Source organism: Paenibacillus sp. FSL P4-0127 (assembly GCF_038007325.1).
GTDB classification, from domain to species: Bacteria; Bacillota; Bacilli; order Paenibacillales; family Paenibacillaceae; genus Fontibacillus; species Fontibacillus macerans.
Genome location: NZ_JBBOWY010000001.1, coordinates 1519537 through 1543275 on the forward strand (window position 1 = coordinate 1519537; position 23739 = coordinate 1543275).

At 48.0% G+C, this 23739-nt stretch carries 13 protein-coding genes; all 13 read left to right on the forward strand.

The annotated features are described in order from the left end of the window. Window positions 1-8: 8 nt before the first annotated feature. The 13 genes from NYE74_RS06710 (at window position 9) to NYE74_RS06770 (ending at window position 23591) form a co-directional block, all read left to right on the forward strand. The gene (locus NYE74_RS06710; RefSeq protein WP_341004662.1) at window positions 9-2027 is read left to right on the forward strand and encodes a DUF5693 family protein; all 2019 of its coding nucleotides are present in this window, start codon (window positions 9-11) and stop codon (window positions 2025-2027) included. Further along, the gene (csaB, locus tag NYE74_RS06715; RefSeq protein ID WP_341004663.1) at window positions 2000-3199 is read left to right on the forward strand and encodes a polysaccharide pyruvyl transferase CsaB; all 1200 of its coding nucleotides are present in this window, start codon (window positions 2000-2002) and stop codon (window positions 3197-3199) included. Before NYE74_RS06710 ends, csaB begins: the two co-directional genes overlap by 28 nt. 8 nt (window positions 3200-3207) lie before the next feature. Next, the gene (locus NYE74_RS06720) at window positions 3208-3969 is read left to right on the forward strand and encodes a WecB/TagA/CpsF family glycosyltransferase (protein ID WP_124333305.1); all 762 of its coding nucleotides are present in this window, start codon (window positions 3208-3210) and stop codon (window positions 3967-3969) included. A gap of 115 nt (window positions 3970-4084) precedes the next feature. After that, window positions 4085-5206, forward strand: a complete 1122-nt coding sequence (locus tag NYE74_RS06725) for a glycosyltransferase family 4 protein (RefSeq protein ID WP_036627422.1) — start codon at window positions 4085-4087, stop codon at window positions 5204-5206. Window positions 5207-5844: 638 nt separating this feature from the next. Then, entirely contained in the window at window positions 5845-6120 is a 276-nt protein-coding gene (locus NYE74_RS06730) for a hypothetical protein (RefSeq protein ID WP_051985218.1), read from the forward strand. Window positions 6121-6496: 376 nt separating this feature from the next. After that, a complete protein-coding gene (locus tag NYE74_RS06735) occupies window positions 6497-10441 on the forward strand; it encodes an S-layer homology domain-containing protein (RefSeq protein ID WP_036619272.1) in 3945 nt (1314 codons plus the stop codon). Window positions 10442-10852: 411 nt separating this feature from the next. Next, entirely contained in the window at window positions 10853-13987 is a 3135-nt protein-coding gene (locus tag NYE74_RS06740; protein WP_316560933.1) for an efflux RND transporter permease subunit, read from the forward strand. 34 nt (window positions 13988-14021) lie between these two features. Then, a complete protein-coding gene (locus NYE74_RS06745) occupies window positions 14022-15380 on the forward strand; it encodes an efflux RND transporter periplasmic adaptor subunit (protein WP_316560934.1) in 1359 nt (452 codons plus the stop codon). 468 nt (window positions 15381-15848) lie between these two features. Beyond that, a complete protein-coding gene (locus NYE74_RS06750) occupies window positions 15849-18281 on the forward strand; it encodes a copper amine oxidase N-terminal domain-containing protein (RefSeq protein WP_316560935.1) in 2433 nt (810 codons plus the stop codon). A 161-nt stretch (window positions 18282-18442) separates the two neighbouring features. After that, window positions 18443-19966: a stalk domain-containing protein gene (locus NYE74_RS06755; protein WP_316560936.1), complete on the forward strand. Its 1524-nt coding sequence runs from the start codon at window positions 18443-18445 to the stop codon at window positions 19964-19966. A gap of 133 nt (window positions 19967-20099) precedes the next feature. After that, a complete protein-coding gene (locus NYE74_RS06760; RefSeq protein WP_341004664.1) occupies window positions 20100-22616 on the forward strand; it encodes a hypothetical protein in 2517 nt (838 codons plus the stop codon). A 71-nt stretch (window positions 22617-22687) separates the two neighbouring features. Beyond that, window positions 22688-23212, forward strand: a complete 525-nt coding sequence (locus NYE74_RS06765) for a hypothetical protein (RefSeq protein ID WP_036619283.1) — start codon at window positions 22688-22690, stop codon at window positions 23210-23212. 103 nt (window positions 23213-23315) lie between these two features. Further along, a complete protein-coding gene (locus tag NYE74_RS06770) occupies window positions 23316-23591 on the forward strand; it encodes an alpha/beta-type small acid-soluble spore protein (protein WP_341004667.1) in 276 nt (91 codons plus the stop codon). Window positions 23592-23739 lie beyond the last annotated feature (148 nt).

Here is a 23739-nt window from a genome sequence, read left to right on the forward strand (position 1 = left end):
GTACCTTTGTGATTCGAAGTTGGCAGCGGTGGAATAACTTTTCCCGCAAATGGTTGTGGATATTGGTGATTGTCGGAATCGTGGCTTCCGTGCCGGTAATTTATGAACGGGTGGAAACGGAGTCGTCCTCCAATAAGGTGGAGTTTGTTTTCAATTATCGCGGTTTGTTGGAGATCGCTTCTTATCAGGCGGATCCGGCGGCGTATATGAACGAACAGCTCGAACGGCTGAAAGCGGCCGGAATTCACACGATGGCGATGTTTGAAAGCACGCTCGACGAGTTGTCGAAAGCGCGCCGGATCATGGTGTTTAGCGCGCTTGAAGCGGCGAAGTTGAACCAGTCCGTCATTTCCCCGGACGGCAATTACACCTATATCGCTTTTACCAGCGAGGAAAACGAGAAGCAGCTTCGGCCGATGATTGAGGAAACGTTCCGGAATCTGGGCGCCTCGGTGGCCGATTGGGAGTATCAAGGCCATGGCGGCTTGATCATTGGTATGGGCATGGAAGAAGCCGTGCTGAAACCGATGCCGCAAGATCCTATCGCGTTTGCTATGCTGCGGGACAAAGGGTTTCATATTTTGCCAAGGCTTTCGGACAGCAAGCCTTACGATCAGCAAGCGATGGACCGGCAACTGGCTTTTTACGCCGAAAACGGAGTAACCCGCATTTTGTTCGACGGGGACTCCGTCAAAGGGTATAACGACAATGAAAATATGAACAGCTTGCAGGGTTTTGCCGAGCTGCTGAACAAATATCACATCGGCATCGCCGCGATCGAAGGCTTGAAGGCGCCGCAAAAAGGCTTCAACAAGCTGGCGTATTTGATCGATTACAACGTTGTCCGGCTGCATTCTTTGGCAGATGCGGAAGCCGGTCAGGATACGGCTACTTTGGCTGACCGCTTTGTATTGGCCGCTAAGGACCGCAATATCCGGATGATTTACTTGAACGCTTCCCCGTCCAAAGATGCCGGAAAAGCAGCGATCACCAACCCGCTCGACAATCTGGTTCATTCCCTGCTGGCACCGGGCAATGCGATTCAGCGTATAGAAAACAACGGATTTGAACTAGGGACGGCGGAGCCTTTCCAAATTCATGATTCCAGTTGGCAGAAATATCTAAAAGCCTTGGCCGTTTTGGGCGGTGTCGCTTTTGTCGCTCTGCTGATTTCCTGTTTTCTGCCTTCGCTCACGCTGGCTGCGTTTGCCCTCGGTTTGATCGGCTCGGCCGGGCTGTATGTGCTGAAACCGGTGATGCTGGAGCAGGCGCTCGCTTTGTTCGTGGCGATCAGCGCACCAACCGTGGCGATGGTGCTGGCGATCCGCAAGATTCAGGAGCTGGGGGACAAGCATCCGGGCATGGCAAGCGGAAGAAGATTAATGCATACGTTAGTATTGTACGTCAAAACCGCGATCATCTCGCTTGCTGCGGTTCCGTTCGTAATTGCACTGCTTAACAATATTACGTACAGCCTGGTGTTGAATCAGTTCCGCGGCGTCAGCCTGCTGCATTTGATGCCGATTTTGTTAATCGCCGTTTACGTCTTCCTGTACCGGGGCAATTCCGTATGGGAAGAGCTGAAAAATTGGCTGAAGATGCCCATCACGGTGATTTGGGTCGTGCTTGCCGCGGTACTTGCCGCCGCTGCGTATTATTACCTAACTCGTACAGGGAATGCGGGTACGCTGCTGCCGGGCGAAGCGGTCTTCCGTTCGTTCCTGGAGAACACGTTTGGCGTGCGTCCGCGCAACAAGGAGTTTTTGCTGGCGCATCCGTTGTTTATCGTCGGTATTTTTGCCGCTTTCCGTTACCGCTGGGCGTTTTTTGCGATGATCGTGGCGGTGATGGGGCAGTTGTCGATGGTCGACACGTTCGCCCATATTCATACGCCGGCGGCGATTTCCCTGGTTCGCGACGTATTGGGCCTCGGGCTTGGTTTGGTATTCGGATTGATTGCCGTACTGGTTTGGCAAATCATTGAAAGGTGCTGGGATAAATGGTCGCCGCGACTGCTAGAACCATAGTTTTGTCGGGGTATTACGGATTTCGCAACAGTGGGGACGAAGCGGTGCTAAAGTCGATCCTGCTCGCACTGGAAGAAGAGGGGCTGACCTCGGGGGTCGACATTAAGCCGGTTGTGCTGTCGAACGATCCGGAATGGACGCGCCGGACGTATGGCGTCGAAGCCGTGCACCGGATGAAACTCAGCGAGGTTAGGAAGGCTATAAAAGACAGCGACGGGTTGATCAGCGGCGGGGGAAGCCTGCTGCAGGATGCGACGGGGGTCATGACGATTCCTTATTATTTGGGCTTTATCAAACTGGCCCAATGGATGGGCAAACCTACCTTTGTTTATGCCCAGGGGATCGGTCCGGTAAAACGCAAATTTTTCCGCCCGCTGATCGCCGCGGTTTTCCGGCGCTGCGATTACATCTCCGTCCGCGATGCGGAATCGGCCGCCCTGCTGCGCAGCATGGGGTTGCGCGGCGGCAACGTGGAGGTGGTCCCGGATCCGGTAATGGGGTTGACGCTGCCGGAAGGCGGCAGCAGAGCGGACTCACCGGTTGAACGTGATTCGAATGAGAGCATTTCCGTTGCAACCCCTGGGCAAACGGAAGGTTCAAGCATAGACTCCGCCTCCCCTCTGCCGGTCGTTGGCGTATCGGTCCGCTTCTGGAACCGGCAGCGGACCGAGCTAACGCAGCTGGCCGAGGGGCTGTCGCTCCTTTGTCGACGCAAGTCGGTGCATATCCGCTTTTTGCCGTTTCATTTCCCGGGTGATGACGAAGCTTCGCGTTTCGTGATGGAACGGCTCGGAAATGTGGCGGAATGCGGCTGCGCCGTAAGCATTGCGCCGGAGACGGAGCACCCGCAGGATATGCTGCGGGAGGTAAGCGAGTGCAGCCTGCTGATCGGCATGCGGCTGCACAGCTTGATCTATGCCGCCTCGCAAAACGTGCCGCTGCTCGGCGTCTCGTATGACCCGAAGATCGACCAATTTCTCGGCCGAATCGGGAGCGTTCCGGTCGGCACGGCGGAGGAGTTGGACCCGCGGATTTTGGCCGCCGAGGGCGAGCGTCTGCTGCAGGAAGGCGATGTCTGGCGTAAAACGCGTGCATCGCAAATCGCCGGCCTCAAACGCGAGGCGCGCGTGCCGGCGCGGCGGATCGTGGAATTTTTACGGAGCAAAGGGTGAGCAAGGTGATGACGAAGTCAAAGGACCGGATTCCTACGGTATCGGTGTACGGCGTTCCCGTCTGCAAGTGGGGAATGAAGGATACGGTAGCCTACTTGACCCGGGCGGCCAACGAAGGAAAGCCGCATCAGGTGATTACGGCCAATCCGATTATGATGATGGCGGCCCTGGAGAACCCGGACTATATGGAGATCATGAAGAACGCCGAGCTTATAGTTCCGGATGGCACCGGGCTGGTGTGGGCTGCACAAAAAGGGGGCGACCCGGTAACCGAGCGGGTTCCGGGGTACGAGCTGCTGCACGAGCTGATGAGGCAGGGGGAACGTCACCAATGGAAGGTGTATCTATTAGGCTCGGCGCCCGAAGTGGTCAAGGAAACGGCCCGGCGGTTGGCGCTGCAGTATCCCGGGACGGAGATCGCAGGTTACCGCGACGGTTTTTTTGGGCCGGATGAAGATGAAGAAGTCGTGGAACAGATCGTCAAAGCCGCTCCGCACCTGCTGTTTGTCGCCCGGGGAGCGGACAATCAGGAACCCTGGATCGCCAAGTATAAGGAAAAGCTGCGCGTGCCGGTGATAATGGGGGTCGGCGGCAGCTTTGACGTCATTTCGGGCCGCGCCAAAAGAGCTCCAATCGCTTTTCGCAAGCTCCGCTTGGAATGGTTGTACCGTTTGTTGAAGGAACCTACGCGTTTCCGCAGAATGCTTGCGCTGCCCAAATTTGCGTTGCGCGTACTGCGGGATAGAGAAAACCTTACGAAAATGGGCTAAAAGTCGCGTTTTATTTGCAAAACATCGGAATTTTGCGTAAATACGGGGTTGGTGTTTCTCGCTAAACGGAGTATAATTCATTCCGGCAGAACAATTGGAGGTCGAATACTTAATGTTGTGGATGATTTATATCATCGGATTCATCGTTTCGCTCGGCTTGGCCCTGGGATTAACGCCGCTCGTCAAAAAGTTCGCTTTTGCCGTCGGCGCCGTGGACGTGCCAAACGCCCGGAAAGTTCATACGCGAATTATGCCGAGACTCGGCGGATTGGGTATTTTCGCTTCGTTTATTATTGCGATGCTTCTGCTTTTCCCGTTTATTCCGGAGATTTTTACGCTTCGTGAAGTGAACTTCATCAAGGCCTTTCTGGTCGGCGGTTCGATTACCGTGCTGCTGGGAGCCTTGGACGACCGCTTCGATTTACCGGCCAAGCTGAAATTTCTCGTGCAAATCGCGACGGCCTGCATCGTTGTGTTCGGTTTCGATATCCGGATTGAATTTGCAAATATTCCGTTCCATTCTTATGCTGCCGTGGAAACCTGGATCGCGATTCCGTTCACTATCCTGTGGATCGTGGGCGTGACGAATGCGATCAACCTGATCGACGGACTGGACGGCTTGGCGGCAGGCGTATCCGCGATTGCCATCGGCACGATCGCCGTCATGGCCTTTGTTATGGGCAATGTTATGGTTGCGCTTTTATGCTTGCTGCTGCTCGGCAGTATTCTGGGATTCCTGTATTTTAACTTTCACCCTGCCAAAATCTTTATGGGCGATTCGGGCGCGCTGTTCCTTGGCTTTTGCCTGGCGCTCCTGTCGCTGCTGGGCTTCAAGCAGGTAGCGATTGTATCTTTCCTGACGCCGCTCATTCTGATTGGCGTGCCGCTTTCGGATACAATGTTCGCGATCGTGCGCCGCTGGATGCAGAAGAAGCCGATCTTCTCCCCGGACAAGGGACATCTGCACCATTGCCTGCGCGAGTTGGGCTTCAGCCACCGCCAGACGGTGCTGATTATCTACGGCATCGCCGCGTTTTTCGGCGTACTGGCGGTCATCCAGTCTTCGGCGGCGATGTATAACGCCAACTGGGTTACCTTCGTCGTCATCTGCGTCATGGTATTTTTCCTGCAAATCGGCGCCGAAATCATCGGCCTCATCGGCAAAACGAAACGCCCGGTGCTCGACTTCTTCGCGCGCCTGCGCATGAAGGTCGGGGAAGAGCGGGGATCGAAGTAGTCTGAAAAAAGAAAAGACAAGCCTTGATGCAACAAATGTTGTTGCGGCAAGGCTTTTTTAATTGCAGAAATTATTTGGTGAGTCCGTCGCACCAGGAAATGAATGATTTAGTTGTAAAATGCACAATTCTTTATCGGCGATTGAAGCCAAGCGCTTGCTTAAATGCAAAACCCGCAATTAAAATCGGCATTTTCGAAGGACTGGCGTAGAAGTTTGGGGGGAGTTGTAGGAAATGCAATTAAAACTGGCTAACCCGCTTCGTTGTTGAAATCTAATTGCAGGTTTTGCAGCTGACTGTCCGGGTCCAATTCAAAGAGCAAGGCTTCTCTATGGGATCAACTGCAAAAAGACATTCTACTTTCCATAAGTGGCCGTTTTGGGGCGAGTGAAATGCAATATATCTGTATGTGGTATTTTGGTAGAAAATTTTTTCTTGGCGACAACAAACGCGATACTTCGACACACTAACTGGGATAAGCTTATTATGTAATATAAACCATATTATGGAGGTATTACTGTATATGAAAAAGTTAAAGCCAATGTTGCTGGTAATGATCGCTGCTTTTCTGATGTTTTCGTTTTCATCAAACGCCTTCGCCGGAAGCAAGTAGGTCTATGTAACTAAAGCTGAAGATGATATGCTTGTAAGGAGTGAGAAGCTGTATATTGATAATGAAGAAGTTGAATTATCCATTGATATGATGGCAGCCGGAGAAGCTAGTGTCTATTTATTGTTTGAAGATGCAGAGACTGAGGATACAATATTAATGAGCCAGCTAATTTTAAGGCCAGAAATGAAAAGCCTGAATATTAGGAGCCATCATAAAAATCCTCGCCCTGGCTATTACTACATCCAAATTTCAGGAGATAATAACGCTTTTGTCATAGCACAGGTTAGGACAGCATTTCGTTAAGAAGATAAAAATCTCGCTAACCTTAATTGGGTTGGCGGGATTTTTTTAATTATTCTCTTATTCTTGTAGCATAATCCATACGAAAGGATGATTTAACCATATAGTACAACAATAACTCAAAAGGCACTATCAGCATTTTAGCTGGAAGAGCCTTTTTTGTAGATTTAACAAAACTGAGGGAGCCGATATTCAAAATCATAGATTGTAGTTTCTGCTTTCCTCCTAGGAGAAGTGGCGGACGGAATACCTGATCTAATCTCTCTCTTGGGGTTAAATTTTTAGTTCCTGCGGCCGATATAAAGTTTATGTGGCTGGATTTCGTCGCTCATCGGGTGACAGAAGGGCAGATTATGCGAAAACCAAAGGGGGATTTGAGTTGAAGAAAGTAATGTCCTTATTGATGACAGCGTTGCTGATGATTGGTCTGTTCCCGGCCGGTTTGACCAATACCGCACATGCTGCATCGGGGAGTTTTTTCGTGTTTCCGAACGAAAGCTATGATGTGGGCTCTGCCAGAGTCGTAAACAAGGACGAGGTGAATCTTGTCGGCTCCATTAGTAATGTCAATGGCAACATCTCATATAGCGTTTATCAAATCGCTGAGAACAAGTCCGGAAAATGGGAAGTTGTCGACTCCAATGTAGGGCAAACCGGAGGCATTACGGTTGACGGCTATGATATTAAAGTTACGGACTTGCAGCTATACCCCGGGATGAACAAAATTACGTTCAAAGGAACGAATGGTTCTAAATCGGTCGAAGAGTCCATCTATATCGAGTTTCGCAACGGACCGACGCTTTCCAATTTGAAAGCAAGTCTGAGCGGAGAAACCGTTGACTTAAGCGAGGACTCCACGGCTGTAGTAACCGCATCCCCAAGATCAAAGGATTATGGGAAGAGCTCGGCTGAAGTTATCATTAGCGGGGTGGCCAAAAATGCTACGTCCGTCACGGTAACTGTAGACGGGAAGAGCTGGTCCTATAAAGTATCCAGTTATAACGATTACAAATTTACGGCTTCATCAATTAAGGTGAATGAAGGCAAAAACCTGATCACGATCAAAGCGACCAACGGTGACCAGTCGGTTGAAACGACACGAGAGCTTGCGTTTAATAACGGTCGTGCTACGTTTTACGATACTTATCTGACGGCCGGAGGTTCGAAATCTCCGGACCTGGCAACGGCCCCGGATTTTAACGTTGCTCCAGGCAATGCAGGATCCATTGACCTCAACGGGAAAGCCATCGTTCCAATTACGGGCGGTACATTTACGGTAGACTATACATTTTCCGGCGGAGCTACAGGGACAGGGAGCGTCAATGCTACGGTTGATTCGACGGATACCAGCAGCGGGTTTACGGTAATCAGCTATTCCATTGATGCCCCGGCAACCATTGCCTACGATCAAACGGTCAAAGTCGAACTGAAAGTTATGAACTCCAGCGGTACAGGGAATCCGGTCGGGGAATTTACGGCTTATTTTACGTTGCGCGACAGCTTGCAACCCTTTATTTATCAAGTAAACTACCTTGATGGCTATAACAGCAATACAACTGCCGACCAGGCTCTGAACTTGACGGGTACGTTGACAAGCGAAACCAGTTTTACCGATATTTATGCATTGCCTGCCGGTTTTGAAGTGCTGGTAGTTAACGGAGATAATTCCACCGATGTTGGTCTGGACAAGATCACAGATTCCAAGGGGAATGATCTGGATATCAGCGGCGTGAAACCGGAAGTGGTGAACCGTAAGTTGTCGACACAGTCGATTAATGGGGTCCAGACGGATGTGATGCGAATTATCGTTAAATTCGATAAACTTCCTTCCGACGGTACCCAGTACATTACCTTGTCCGTCGGAGGCAGCAAAAAGACGGTTGCGGCCAGCGTGCTGTATGGTCCTTATGTTCAATTCGACAAGCTCTACGAAGGGCAGCAAATCTCGGTCGATACGACGTCGGTTGACAGCATGACGAACAATATTTTGGATGCGGTCGGTGATTTTTCGGGTACTTTGTTCAATATTCCTGATTCCGGTACTATTAAATACAGCGGCTCCACCCGTACGGTCTATTTGTATATCAATAATACATTGGTTGATCTGGAGGAGAACGGGGCACCCAATAAATTTAAATTAGCCAGCGGGGATAAGAAAACGGCGACTAATGCGATCAGCACGGGGAACAACGTCATCAAGCTGGTTTATAAATCCGGCAATAGCTCTTACACCAAAAGCGTGAAAATTAATGTGGCGCAAACCAATGTACCGGATATCCCGGTTAATGACACTTTGGGGGTCATTCCGTTTACCACTGGCAACGCCTATGAGATTCCGGCGGCTGCCGACCCTGCTTTCAAACAAAACGGCTCCACGTTCTCTACGAAGGAGTCGGAAATTAAAATTTACGGCACCTTTGATTTTCTGGATTTAGGTATTAGCAATAGTGCGGTAAATGCTGCGCTGGAGGATTTGGACAATCCTGAGGATTACATTTTGAACATTAAATCCTCCGAGGACAGCGCCAGTTCCGATGGCATTACCTGGACCCTGGACAACGAACTTTATTCCGAAGATACAGGTAAAGTTTACGAGAAGAGCACAGGGAAGAGTGTAAATGACCTTCGCGTTTACTATAATGAAAAAGGTCAATATTTCAGCTTCGTATTAATTAATCAGGAACTGCCTAAGGACGGTTCTCCTGTCGTTTACAATTTCACGGTCACCAGCAATGGAGCTACTTCGACCTATCGTATTGAAGTTTTATACGAACGCACCGTGTTTAACGTCATTCGGCCATTGCCGGAGAAACGCATTTTGAATCAAAATTTTGTGGAGGTTGTCGTTGCCTCAGAAACTGCCGATAGCGTGACGATTGACAAAAAAGAAGCGGAGCAGGTTGCTTACGATGCCGATTTGGATGGTAAAAGTGATTATCCGCGTGCCTTCCGGACCGTTGTCACTGGCTTGAAGGCGAATAAGGATACGAAAATCAACATTGTCGTCAAGGAAGGAAACGACGAGTTGAAGGAGACCGTCACGGTCAAATATGTACCGACCAATATTCCAGGCGGTCAATTCATGGCTGCAATGGCAAGCTCGCATAAAGTGTTTGACGGAGCTTTGTCGCTGAAATTTACAAAAGGCACCAGTTTGATTCGCCGGGATTATGATCTTCCCGAGCAATTGAAGAACCAGGTGTTCTCCGGCCATACGATTCGTTTTGCCATCGGCAACAACGAAGACGGCGTCGTGGACCGCCATGAATTTGAGGTTAATTATGCCGACTATAACTACTTGGTAGATACGGGACGGCAATATTTTATCAGTAATTTCCCGGATCGTTTTGCCAAGGCCAGCCCGGTGTTCTGGATTGATGCCGGTATTGCGGACGATATCACTACAGCGGGATATGACCCGATCACCGAAGGGGCGGATCCGTATCAGTTTGATTTTTCGAAGATTCCAAGCTTCTTTAAACGGGACCCGGAAAATGAGCTGGTTCCGTCAAAACGCGGCGAATTGACGTTGGCTTACGATGCGTCGATGGCTCAGGATGCCGGCCGGCTCGTGACCGTGTTCCATTTTGATCCGGAAAACAAAGAATGGGAGAACATCGGCGGGGTTGTAGACGCCAAAAAGCATACCATTAAAGTTCCGTTTGACCGATTTGGCTATTATGTGGTCGCCAAGTTAAGCTCTACTTACACGGACATTATCGATCACGCCTATGGACGGGAGTTTATTGAGACTGTTTTTGCTAAAGGGGTTATGAATCCGATAGATCCGTCTACGCAATTTGGTGTAGATAAGAAAATCTCGCGTGCCGAATTTGTTCGCATGATTACCAAAGCCCAACAGCTTCCTTTAAATTACAGCGGCCAGCAGCACTTTGGGGACGTGCCCAAAAGCGCAGTGATTGACCTGGACGCCTTATGGGATTACCGCTTCATAGAAACTGCGGCAAGGGCAGGCTATATTAAGGGGGCGCAGCCTGGTGCCTTCAATCCGGACAGTCTTATTACACGTCAGGATGCTGCGGTCATCATTGCAAAGGCGTTGAACCTGAAACTTGACACTGACCGTGCGAAGATCGAAAAAGGACTTCAAAAGTATTTCAAGGATTATTCAACGATTGATTATTACGCCCAGGCTTCCGTCCTGGCCATCGCGAAAAAAGGATTTATTACCGGTTCGCCGATAGATTCGAAAGATCCATCAAAAGGTTATAATTTTAATCCTGAAGCATCCACGCTTCGCGGGGACGCTGCAATTATTATTTCCAAAGTAATGATTGACCAGAAGAAACTGCCTAAGATGTAATCATGTTTCTTTAATGCAAAAAAGTGCGAGTGTAGAGAAATGGCTCTGCGCCCGCACTTTTTTTGACATTAGGCGTTGTCTTATCGCAAGTCCTAACCCTACCTAGACTCTAGACTAGGCTTCTTTTGAACTAAGGTACATGTACGAAAGTACGATTTAAAGGGAGGGGTTAGGCTTTATAATAATGAAAAAGGAGGGGGCGAATTGGAATTTTATTCGTGCTTGGAAAATTTGACTGCTAAATATGCAGGATGCATAATGATTAATGTAAATCTTGAGCTTGATGGCCTATTTCTTAACAGGGAGGAGCAGTACCGGAAAGTAGATTGCAAATGCAACCTAAGGAATATTTAGCCGTAGTAAAATCAGGAGCCCGAAAAATAGATTAAAGAAATAAGTGGGGGTGGAGAAATGTCCCAGTTTTCAATACGCCGTCCCGTAACCGTCTTTATGCTGGTTGTGGTTTTGTTGATCGGGGGCGTTATTTTTGGGTCAAAGCTGCCGGTAGAACAGATGCCGGAGCTAAAGTTTCCTGTTTTGGTCGTTGCCACAAGCATTCCAGGGGCGACACCGTCTGAAGTCGAGGAGTTGGTGACCAAGCCAATTGAAAAAAACCTTGCTTCAGTACAGAACATAGATACGATTAGTTCTCAATCGCAGGAAGGAGCGTCCATGGTCCAGATCATGTTCAACTGGGGGACAGATCTGGACCAGGCTAGTTTGGATATCCGGGATAAGTTGGACGCAGTCAGGGGCGCTTTGCCTGATTCGGCCAATGCTCCCAGACTAATGAAGTTTGATATAAATTCAACTCCTATTATCAATCTTGCGTTCACCGGAGATCGGGATGTCAATTCCTTAAAGCCGATCGCGGAAGACATTGTTCAGCCCAAGCTTGAAAGAATTGCGGGTGTGGCGTCCGTAAGCGTGGCGGGTGGACAAGACAGATTGATTCGCGTGAATTTGGATCCCGCCAAACTCGAAAGCTATGGGATCACCCTGGATCAAGTAAGTCAAGCGCTGGCCGCCAATAACCAATCCGGTTCTGCCGGTGCTGTGAGAAAGGGCGGCTCGGAAATTCAAATACGTGTTGATGGCGAATATCGGGCCGTTTCGGAAATAGGAGAAATTCCGGTTGCAGCGGGATCGGGGACCATTAAACTTAAGGAAATAGCAACAGTAGAGGATTCCTACGCTGATGTAACCTCCATTTCTACATACAATGGACAACCGAGCATCAATATTGGGGTTACCAAAGCATCCGGCGGCAACACCTTGCAGATCGCGAATGCCGTAAAGGAAAGACTGGATTCGATCCGGCAGGAACTGCCGGAAGGAACTAAGCTGGAGCTTGTAACGGATGCCTCCGAGCCGATCCATGACTCGGTTGACCTGTTAGTAGAGCACGCTATTCTTGGCCTTGTTATCGCATCCGCCATTCTCTTGTTGTTCCTGAACAGCGTCCGCTCAACCATCATTGCGGCTGTTGTCATTCCAATTTCGTTTGTGGCCACTTTCTTAATGATGTACTTCACAGGCCAGACGATCAATATTATTTCGCTCGCCGGTTTGCTCCTGGGCCTGGGTTCGTTTGTAGACTTCGCGGTCGTTATTATCGAGAATATTTTCAGGCAGCGGCATGAGGGGAAAAGCATGCTGCAGGGCGCAATTGATGGTTCCAAGCAGGTCGGCAATGCCGTTATGGCATCAGCGCTTGCGCAGATCGTAGTTTTTTTGCCGATTGTATTCACGGAAGGGATCGCCGGCGAATTGTTTAAGCCGCTCGCTTTAACGGTTATTTTCTCTCATATCGCAGCATTGCTTGTTTCCCTGTTGATCGTTCCGATGCTCAGTTCACGCTGGTTGCCGAAGCTTCCGGACGAGTCGGTGTATACCTCGGGTAATTATCGGGGCTTCAATCCGATCGTATGGTTCAATATCGGGTTCGAAAAGTTCAAAAACGGCTACGGCAAGACGCTCAAATGGAGCATCCATCACAGAAAAAGTGTGCTCATTATAACAATTCTTATGTTTATAGGTGCAGGTGCCCTAACTCCATTGATTAAGTCGGAATTTATTCCGGCTCAAGATATGGGACAGTTCAATGTGTCGGTGAAATTACCGGATGGAACCAAGCTGGAGGAAACCAACAAAGTTGTTCAGCAAATTGAGAAAGAAATCATGAGCATCCCTGAATTGGATAAAATGTCGGCAAGTGTAGGTTCGTCTGGAGGGTTCAGCTTTGGTAGTCCGACGAACGCAGCTACATTGGATGTGACGCTTGTTGATGAACGTTCACGTTCAACGGATCAAATCGTTGCCGAGCTCCGCAAAAAAATCACCAATATTCCGGATGCGAAAGTAACCCTTACGGCGGGTGAAAGTTTCGCTGCAGGTGCAGCTGTTCAGATCAACCTCAGAGGCGACGATATGGAGGTGCTGCGGGAGCTTTCCGATCAGCTTGTCAAAGGCGTAAGCGATATTCCGGGAGCGGTTAACGTTAAGAGTTCACTAGACGACGCTCGCGAGGAATTCCAAGTCATCGTTAACCGCCAGTTGGCTGCAGAGTATGGGCTGTCTACATCACAGATATTGTCTGCGGTGCGTACTTCATTCAATGGGTCGGTTGCTACGACCTACCGCACTGGTGACGATGAAATTGATGTTAAGATTTCCATGCCTGAGCAGTTCAAGGAAGATGCTTCTTATCTTGAAACTTTGCGGATTACCACGCCGCGGGGTATTGATGTACCGTTATCTTCAGTTGCGAGCCTGAAGCGAGCCGAGGTTCCTGTCACCATTACCCGTGAAAATCAGACTCGCCAAATTCAGATTACGGCAGGCGTTGAAGGCAAAGATCTACTCAGTGTTAACCAGGATGTGGCCAAACTGCTGAAGCGTATGTCGATGCCTGATGGCTATACCGTGGATACCGGCGGCGGGCAAGAGGAACAAATGATGGAATCATTTACGAGTCTTGCTATTGCGCTTCTGTTGTCCGTAGTCTTGATTTACATGGTTATGGCCGGACAGTTTGAATCTATGTTTACACCATTTGTCATTATGTTCTCGATCCCGCCAACGTTTATAGGCGTTGTTCTGGGATTGGTTTTGACAGGGACTGCCTTGAGTATCATGGCCTTTGTCGGGTATATCATGCTGGCCGGACTTGTTGTTAACAATGCGATTGTCCTGATTGACTTTGTTATTCAGCTCCGTAAAGAGGGGATGGAAAGGGATAAGGCCATACTGCTTGCGGGATCTGAACGGCTGCGGCCAATCCTGATGACGATGTTCGCGACGGTTCTTGCCTTGGTGCCGATGGTTGTATCTAGTGACCCGGCAAATGAATCTATGGCGCCTATGGCCGTTGTCGTTGTATTTGGCCTGGCTTTCGGGTCCATCATTACGTTGATTCTGATCCCTGTCGTATATATTTTGCTCGATAATATCACGGTTAGACGCAATAACCGCAAGCTTAAACGCCAGCAGAAAAGAGAAGCGAAGAAACAGGCGAAACTTGAGCAAGGCAGTTTGCAGCTCTAATAGATAAAGCGGGACATAGTGAGGTGGGAAAACCATGAATAAAAAAAGTGCAGTAATATTGTTGTCGGCCTTGGCTTTATCGGTGGCATTAGCCGGCTGCTCAGGAGGCCAGCCTCCTGCAGCGGCTCCGGCGGAACAGGAAGTGCAGGCCGTGTCTGTCGAAGTAGGGAAGGTAACCAAGGGCAGTATTGAAGCTGAAGCAGGCGTTGTCGGTACTCTGGCCCCCAACAAAACCGTCCAGGTAGCTCCAAAGATCAATGGTACGATCGCAAGCATCAATTTAAAAATCGGGCAGACCGTTGCAAAGGGCCAAGTATTGTTTACATTGGATCAAAAGACTATTCGCGACAGCATCAAGCAATCCGAGGAATCTTATAATGTTGCGCTTGCTAACCTGAAGCAAGCGCAGAGCAGTACGGAGCAATCGATTCAGCAGGCGGAATCCGGCGTTGATCAGGCTAAAGCCGCCCTTGATCAGCAGCAAAGCTCTATAGATACGGCGAAAAACACAATTAAGGATGCAGAGACCTCTTTGAAGGACGCACAAAACGCCCTGAACCGTACGCAGCAGCTATTTGCGGCAGGAGCTGTATCTCAGACGGATCTGGAGCAGGCACAAACGACAGTAAGGCAGGCCCAAACCAGGCTGGACAATGCAAAGCTGACGTTGAGCAACGCTCAAACTTCTTTGGAAAACGCGCAAACGTCATATCAAAACGCCTTAAAATCGCTTGAGCTGGCCCGTAAAGGGGCCGGTATTGATGTGGCTAAGGCCAATGTTGAACAGTTGCGCTCCGCTCTTGAGACAGCTCGCAGCCAGTTGGATGACGCTACGGTTAAGGCTCCTATGTCCGGTACGCTTTCGGCTGTCAACGGCAATGTTGGACAGATTGTGGGTCCTCAGTCGCCTGTTGTCACGATTGCAAATACCAATCCGATTCTGGTGAAAGTAAATTTGTCCGAGTCTGAAATGATGAAGGTTAAAGTCGGTTCATCCGTGACAGTAGGCATTCCTTCCGTCGACAAGAGAATTAACGCCAAGGTTACGGCGATCAACTCTGTCATGGATCAGGATCTGAAAGCTTATCCGGTTGAAATCTCTATAGAGAATTCTGCTAATACACTTAAGGCAGGCATGGTAGCCAACGTGTATATCCAATCCGGGGCCGCGGAAGGGCTGCTTGTTCCGCAAGCCGCTGTTAGTGAAAAGGCGGGTGTAAAGTACGTCTATATCATCGAAGGAAATGTAGCAAAACAAGTGAAGATTCAGACAGGAGAAGAGAGCGCCGAGCAGGTGGAAGTGACCGAAGGGCTCTCAGAGGGGCAACAAATCGTCGTTAAGGGTGCAGCTATGCTTACTGACGGCGCGCAGGTTACGATTATAAATCAGTAATAATGTCTCCTTGTTTGGCATATCTTTGTATGTCATTACCTTTTCCGGGCAGAATGATGCGTTTTAGAACCCCTATCCGTATCATTCTGCACCTCCTTATTTATGTAGATATTAGGAGATCTAGGAAATAATTGCTGGATGACGCTAGATAAGCCTTTAGAGTATAATTATAACTGCAAGAAGGGTGAATACATACTTTTTAAAAAAATCAAAAACTTTTTTAAAAGTATCGCAACTTTTCGAACTCCAAAACGTCTAATTGTGTGAGTATGATACAGATGATTACAATTTCAAAAGACAAAATATGATAAAAAATCTTTACGGCGTTGTAATCACATTGTATAATACTGGAGTAAGTTGTGAGTTTTTCGCCTGCTTCATTATTTTGGTTTCAAGCTTCTGTGATATTGTCACAGATATCATTTTATAAGAGTTGCATCCATACTCGGAAAGGAGGTGTAACGACTGATGAGTGACACGACTCGACACAAAGAAAATAATACTGTAATTGATGAAGTTCAAGGAGGAGAAAAAAAGGTTATGACAAAGTTTAACAAAAGAATTATTAACGTGCTTGCTACAGCAACATTGGTTGCTGGCGTAGCGGCGCCTGTAACAGCAATTGTTGCTCCATCCGCTGTTGAAGCTGCTAGCAATGGTGACATTACTGTTCTGAGCACACCGAGCGTAGTTAATAATGGTAAAGTACAGCGCGTTGGCAACATCAAATTTGAGATTCCTAAGTTCTCTACTCTTCGCACTGGCGACACGCTTAATATTAGCTTGCCATTTGATTTGGCGGAAAATGCCAGCGTCACTAAATCTGTTTATACCATTGCGGGACGCGAATTTGCTGCATTTAGCGGTTTGAACAAGGCGGAATATAAGGATTTTGCAAACACCTTGAAATTGGCTAATGATGACAAAAACGGTCTTTCAAATGATGATTTTGAAATTTCGGATGTTTCCAGTGCAAATACAATTGTACTTAAATACGTTGGTGAAAATGGCAAGGTTCTTTCGGATGACCCGGCAGTCTTCACGCTGGTTCTCGGTGGTTTGATCATTGACAGCAGTAAGGAAGCTAAGGTTGAATTCACGGCTCCTGGAAGCAGTCCTTTCCCGGGTGGCTCCAGAGTTGTTGCTACAGTTGCTAAAAACAAAAACAATCTTAACGTGTCTTTTGGCAGCTTGGATACATCGAATGAGAGATTTGATCCTAAGATCGTTATCGAGGAGCCGTATGCTGGTGCACTGGATGTAAACACCGAATTAAGAATTAAACTGCCTAATGGATATGTTTGGGTCGACAATAATAAAGCAATGAAACTTATGTACGGTGATTTTAAACCTGAGTGGCTTAATATCACACGTGAGAAAGACGCTCAAGAACTGGTTATTACGGTTAAAACTGATGAAGATACAAAGGCTGCGGTGGAAGCACGTAATAAAAGTGCCAATAAAATTGAGACCAAAATTGAAATTCCTTATGACTTCAGAGTTGATGATTCCACAAAAGTCAAGAAAGGCGATATCATTGCTCGCCTGAGCGGCAGAACCACCGCTAACATTTCTGAAGCCAAGATTGGTACTTATGGTGAATATGAATCCACGCTGAAGGCTGAAGATGCACCTACTTTGGTTTCCGGCCAAGATGAACAGAGAATTGCTGATTTCCATATTACTGAGACTGTTGGTGACAGTATCGTAACTGGCACGAACGGACGTTATCTTGAACTGACGCTGCCGGAAGGTGCTAGATGGCAGGAAGAGTATGAATGGGATCTTGCCGGTAAGAATAGGGATAAAAAACCAAATGCCCTTCCTACTATAACAGATGAAGGTTTGACATTGACGTTTGAAGGATTTACAGGAAATAACAATCGTACAGCCAAGTACTTGGTAAACCCGCGTCCTCAAAATGATACAGATGCAGCGACGCTTGACTTCGAAGACCTTGAAGTAGCTTTGGCTCCTGACTTCACCGGCGATTTGAAAATTTCGGTTGGCGGTTCCGCAGGAGTTAAAGGGGACGTTGTAGTAGCTAAGGTTGTTGCTCCGGTTACTGCCCAAGTAGCTTCGGCTCCTGATGTCATTATCGGTGCACGCGAACAAAAGGCTGGTGATTTCACGATCACTGAAGGTAAAGCCGGCGCTTTGGTGGACGATGGCGAAGTTCGTTTGGTTCTGCCTGATGGCGTTAAATTTGCAAGCACACCAACGGTTAAAGTATCTGGCGGGGACCTGATTATCAACAATGTTAGAAGATCGAGCGATGACAGAACTGTGATCTTCGACGTTGAGGGCGAAAGCGATACGGCTAGCACGATTTCGGTATCGGGTGTTAGCGTTATTCTTGACCGTACTGTTCCGGAAGGAAAAGTTGAACTGTCCGTTGAAGGCGACGCTGTATCCGAAACTCAAAAGTATTCGAATTGGAAAGATAACAAAGCGGTAGCAAAAGCAATTATCGCTAAAGTTTCTACTCCGGCACCGGTTGAAGACTCCAAAGGTAATACTGTATCTATCTTCAAAATCGGTAGCACGAGCTACACTGTAAATGGTGCAACTTATACAGCCGACGTTGCTCCTTACATCGAGAACGGACGCACTTTCCTGCCTGTTCGTTACGTAGCCGATGCTCTGGGTGTTGCTCCGCAAAACATTAAGTTTGATAAGAAGACTTCCACAGTCACGCTGTTGAAAGGTGACCGTATCGTACAAATCAAACTGAAAACTAACATCCTGACGGTTAACGGTGCAGTAATTAACATGGACGTTAAGGCAATCACTAAGAACAACCGTACTGTTCTGCCAATCAGCTGGGTAGGTCAAGCTTTGGGAGCAGATATCAAATGGGACAAAGATACTAACACAGTTACGGTAACACAAGTAAAATAAGAACCGTTATCGCTGGTTCTAACGTCTTATGAATAATGAAAAAGGGGTTCCTATTAGGGGAGCCCTTTTTTCATAGTATATCCCGCAATACAGATTTTATTCATTATGGAATCGTAATAAGTCTACAATCTACAATATAGTGTAAGGAGGAGTGGTGTGAGATGAAACGACTGGGTTCCGCTTTAGTTTCCACAGCACTGTTGTCTTCCGTTGTAGTGGGTGCAGCTTCTGCGCAATCGGCAAACGATATTCATGTAACCCTCAATGGAATAACTCAGACATTTAATCAACAACCCATTCAAAGCAATCATGTAACCTTGGTTCCGATGCGGGCTCTGTTTGAATCGCTTGGCGCGCAAATTGATTATGATACTGCTACCGGATTAATTACTGCAACCAAGGGTGCGGATACCATTGAATTGAAAGTGAATAGTACTACCGCTCACAAGAACGGTCAATCGATCACTTTGGAGACGCCCGCTAAACTCATAAATGGATCTGCCTACGTACCGTTACGTTTTGTTGGGGAATCGTTCGGCGCTAAAGTGAATTGGGATAAAGCAACTTCAACTATTCAAATTGAGCTGCCTGTGCAGACGGAAAGTGAACAAAACAATTCATATCCTGCTCCGATTGCCCCTGTTACAACTACGGAAGCCATTTATGAGACCAACACGGAGCCGCTGGCCTATGAAGACGCTGTCGCTCTTGCGGTCGCCAACAACAATAAAATCAAGATGCAGGAGAAATCGCTTAAGGCAGATGACAACAGGTTGGTAGACTCAGCCGATAAGATCGATTATATCCCTACTCCCGGCCCGAACGGCAATCCTGAAGCAAAAGCCGCTTTTAATAATTACAGTCAGGCGCAAATAGGCTACCTGATATCCAAGAAAAAATTAGAGGTATCCAAAGAGGCCTTGGCATTTCAGGTTAAAAAAAGCTATAATGCTATCATTAACGCCATTGAGGATAAGCGCTTGGCCGATCTCAATGTAACGGACGCAGAATGGAAGCTGCGCATTGCACAGACCAAGTTATCGAATCAAATGGCCAGCGAATATGAAGTAACCCAAGCGCAGAATACGTTGGCCCAGACTAAAGCTGCCCAGGAAGTAGCGGCTAAAGCTCTGGATGAAGCCTATCGAACTTTAAATGCGTTAATCGGCTATAAAGCGGATCAGAAGTATGAAGTTACGGATCTTCCCAAATTTGAAGTATTTGAAGATAATGTGGACGCTCATATTGGCCGGGTTCAAGCCGATAGTCCGACCGTGTGGATGGCAGAACGCGAGGTTGAGCAGGCTGATCTGAATGTTAATTATTTTACTTTCGCTACTGGGCAAACGATCAATGCTTATGAAAATACAAAAATTGGCGTTGAAGTGAAAAAGATTAGTGTCACTGATGCCAGGAAACAACTTGAAGATGCCATCCGGCAAACCTATGATCAAATTAAACAGCTTGAAACTCAATACACTCAGCTTCAGGCTTCCTTAACAAGCGCCACTGACGCCTTGAACGTAGTACAAAAACGTTATGAACTGGGCATGGCGACTCAATATGAAGTGTTTCAAGCCCAGCTTCAATTGGAAACCTTGAAACAGAAAATATCCGCCATCGTCACAGGTCTGGATAGCGCCAAACTGGCCTATGAGAAACCGTGGATTGCAGCACCACAATAAAATATTTTTATAACAGAATGAATAATTTTCGAGGGGTGGAAGCAGTGCTTTCGCCTCGTTTTTTGTTTATACGAAACTATTTTTATCTAAAAACGTCTAAATAATTAATCATGCTAAACGGGGAGGAGACATTTTGAGAAAAGTTTCAAAGACTGCAGCGGCCGTTGTTTTGACAGTATCCGCATTAGTGCCTCTGTCATCACAAACCTGGGCTGCACCAACACCAAAGACTACCAACTCGGCTAAAACTGTAAAACAGGAAACTGTACATACATTGGCTAATCTGCCTCCGGTGAAGATTACCGCAAAAAGTTTGGTTCAATTGAGTGATGTCAATATTTTAACTCTGGACGGCGAAAGTATTCTTACGTATACGCTGACGATCCAAAATAAGGACAGCAAGACGATCGATTTGCTCGATTACTGGTCCAAAGTAAAAACTACAAGCGGGACAACTTACAGTACGTCGTTGATGACCAAAGACAAGGACAAGAAGAAGCTGGCGGCCGGTTCTTCCACGACGTTGACGTATACAGCTCGAATTGCGAATCACATCAAGCCGCAAAATCTGATATTCCAGGTGGTCAAATGGGATTTTAGCCAGCCTGAGTACGAGGCGTTAAAAGGACAGTTCAAGATTCCAGCAGATTATTTGACGTCGACCCCTGCGAATCAATCCAAAACATTATGGATTGCCGATGCCCGTGTTAAGGCGAAGGTAGGGCAAGTGGCTTCTTATGTTTCAGGCGACTATAAATATGTCAATGTTTTGCTAAATATGACGAATGTCGGCTACAAGCTGTTTGAAGATCCGAAAATGAAATTTGTGATCCGTTCATCTGCAGGTGCAAGCTATCTAATGACAGCGGATCCAACAACCAGTGTGGATTACAAAATCCAACCCAAGGATACGAAAACCCTTCACCTGATGGCTCAAATCCCAAAGAAAATCGAGTTGTCGAACATGGAGCTGCAAGTGGCGCTGGATGACGAGACGGCCAAGCAGAGTCTGCCGATTGCAACGATGCAATTACCTGGCGAAGGCGATAACCTGATGACGGTTAAGCCCAATGTCGAAAAGTTCATTCAAGCCGGCAACGGCAAAATAGCCGTGCAGGTGACGAGCGCTGTCGTGAACAAAAATGATCTTGAACATGAGCTGTCTGTACGCTTTGCTTTCCGCAATACAAGCGGGGCGACGATCACTTTGCCGAAATATCAATTTGAACTGCAAACCTCGGATGGATACCGTATGCCGATTAAGGCGCCAGCACTGGAAAATATGACCCTTCAACCGCTGGAGCAAAGATTCATAACACTCCCGGTGACGGTGCCGCCCGATATCAGCATTGCCTATCCGCGTCTGTTCATGAATCTGCCGACTGCGGAGGACAACAAGGAGAAGATCGCCTATCCGCTCGCGATTTTTGCGCTGCAGACCATTCATACCGCCGATAAAATGGTCGGAACCGAGCAGTTTATACAGACGAAGGACGGTGTTTTTGGCGTTACCTTGTCTTCGCTGCAAAGACTGCCTTGGAGTGATGGCGATCTGGTCAACGCCAAAATTACGATTAGCAATGATAACATCAAAACGTTACAGCTGCCGGAACTGACCGGGAGCTTGCAAGTGGACTCCGTTAAGCTGACTGAAGGAACCAAGCTGATATTCACACAGCCGGACAGATTAATTGGAGCCGGAATGTCGATGGACATTTTTGTGACAGCTAAAGTGCCTAGCTATCTGAAGTTTGACCAACTGCAGGTTGCCCTGCTTGAGAAGATAGGGGAAGAGAGTACTGACTGGATTCAATTCAGCAATACGGGCGCAATACCGGAGGTGGCCGGTATAGCCAAGGGAGCCTCCTTTACGTTCGATACGCCTGGACGCAAACAAGAGTTGGGTGTGATAAGTTCCCGTGTTTACTTAGGTCCATCCAGCGATCTAGTTTATACCGAACTGGATGTCAAGAATCTGGAAGAACATCAAATGGATCTTTCGCAAATTGTCGGGGCATACCAGACATCCGACGGCCAGACATATAAAGCCACGGTCAGCCAGATCGACACCCCGGCCGGACCGGAAGAGAAAAGTGTGGTTGCAGTATGGACTAAAATTCCTAAGCGGGTCTCAATAACCGATATGAAGCTGATTGTTGGGGAAGGGATCACCGACAATAAGCTGACGCCGGTCAAAGGCGAAGCGACAGGTTATATAAATGCGGTGGCCCTAGAGCTTGGGGTTTCTAATCCAACAGCCAATAAAAAACTGAGAGGCCTGGAGATATTCCCATATAAGTTGGCCGTGACAGACGTGGAATCTACTCTCTCCGGCAGCTCCATGAATCTGAGCTTTACCTATGATCTGACCCGTAATAGGGACTATACGATCGGCGAGTTTGGGCATAAATATCTGTTTGAGGTCGAGGATTCCAGCGGTCGAGTATTCGAGAAGGAGTTCGTCCCTGAAACCGACTTGCTTCTTGCAGGCGACGGCAGAGCAAGCTTCAGTTTTAATGATCCGCTATTTAAAGATCTCACCGAAGACGACGAATTTAAATTAACGGTTTATGACCTGTTCCAGGGATACAAAATCAAGCTTGGCAGCCAAAGCTTTGAATATGATGATGAGACCGATACGGATGAGTAGTAAAATCGGGCTTGTTTCATGTCTGTATAACCTCTATCATTATCGTAATGAGAGATTTGAGGAGGAACATGATGAAGACAGTATGGAAAGTCATGTCAGCGACGGTGGTGATTGGTGGTAGTATTTGGGCAGGTTCGTTGCTGAATTTGACGGCGGAAGGCTCAAGCGTAACGGGTCAACCAGGCACTGCTGACGATCCGGTGGTGACGAAGAGTTATGTGGACCAAGCCATTCAGCAGGCGCTCAAGGGAGGCGTGACCCCAACAAAGCCTTCGGCTCCTTCGACGAGCGGCAGCACCGGCAGCAAAGGAGGCGGCTCAACCGATGCAATTGAAGTTGTAACGGTAGAGCCGGGTCAGACGTTGATTGCGGCAGCCGGAGCGGAGTTCGTGGTTCGGGCAGGAAAGGCTGTAATTTACAGCAGCGACGCCGACGGTGTTACGGATTTGACCGATGGCGTAGATATCAAAAACGGAGGAGCGGTAACGAACAACCACCTGCTTTCGTTTCCCCGGGATGGACGCGGGGTTCAGGTTCAGGCCGGAAATAAGTACAGCCTGACGGTGTTGGTTCGCGGTGGATATTCGCTAAAATAGGACAGCCGATTTCTTCCTGAACGAACAATAATTCTATAGGGTATTTTTCACGGCTGAGCACATCCTACTCCTGAACGACAATATTTATGGGGGTGGATTAAAGATGGCAAGAAGCAATTCCAAGCTGGTTCCGGAATGCCGTCAAATGCTTAAACAGTGGAAGTATGAAATTGCGGCAGAGTTCGGGTTGCCGGTCGGCGGCGGGGCAGCCGGTGAGGCGTCGGATACGGAATTCGCGGGCGAACTCGGCGCTTTGGGGACAAGCGGTGATTCCGGCGGCAGCTGGCGGCATCTCACATCACGGGAAAACGGCTCGGTCGGCGGAGAAATTACAAAACGGCTGGTCGCTCAGGCGCAGCGTGATTTGCTTTTGCACTAATCTTTTGACATGACATGGCAAATGCGATAATATGACTTTGAGGATTGTCAAACAACCTTTTCCGATCAGGGAAAGGTTCATTTTTTGGTAAATAAAGTCGGTAAATCTGCCCATAATCCATTGGGGGCATTTTTAGTATTGGATACGA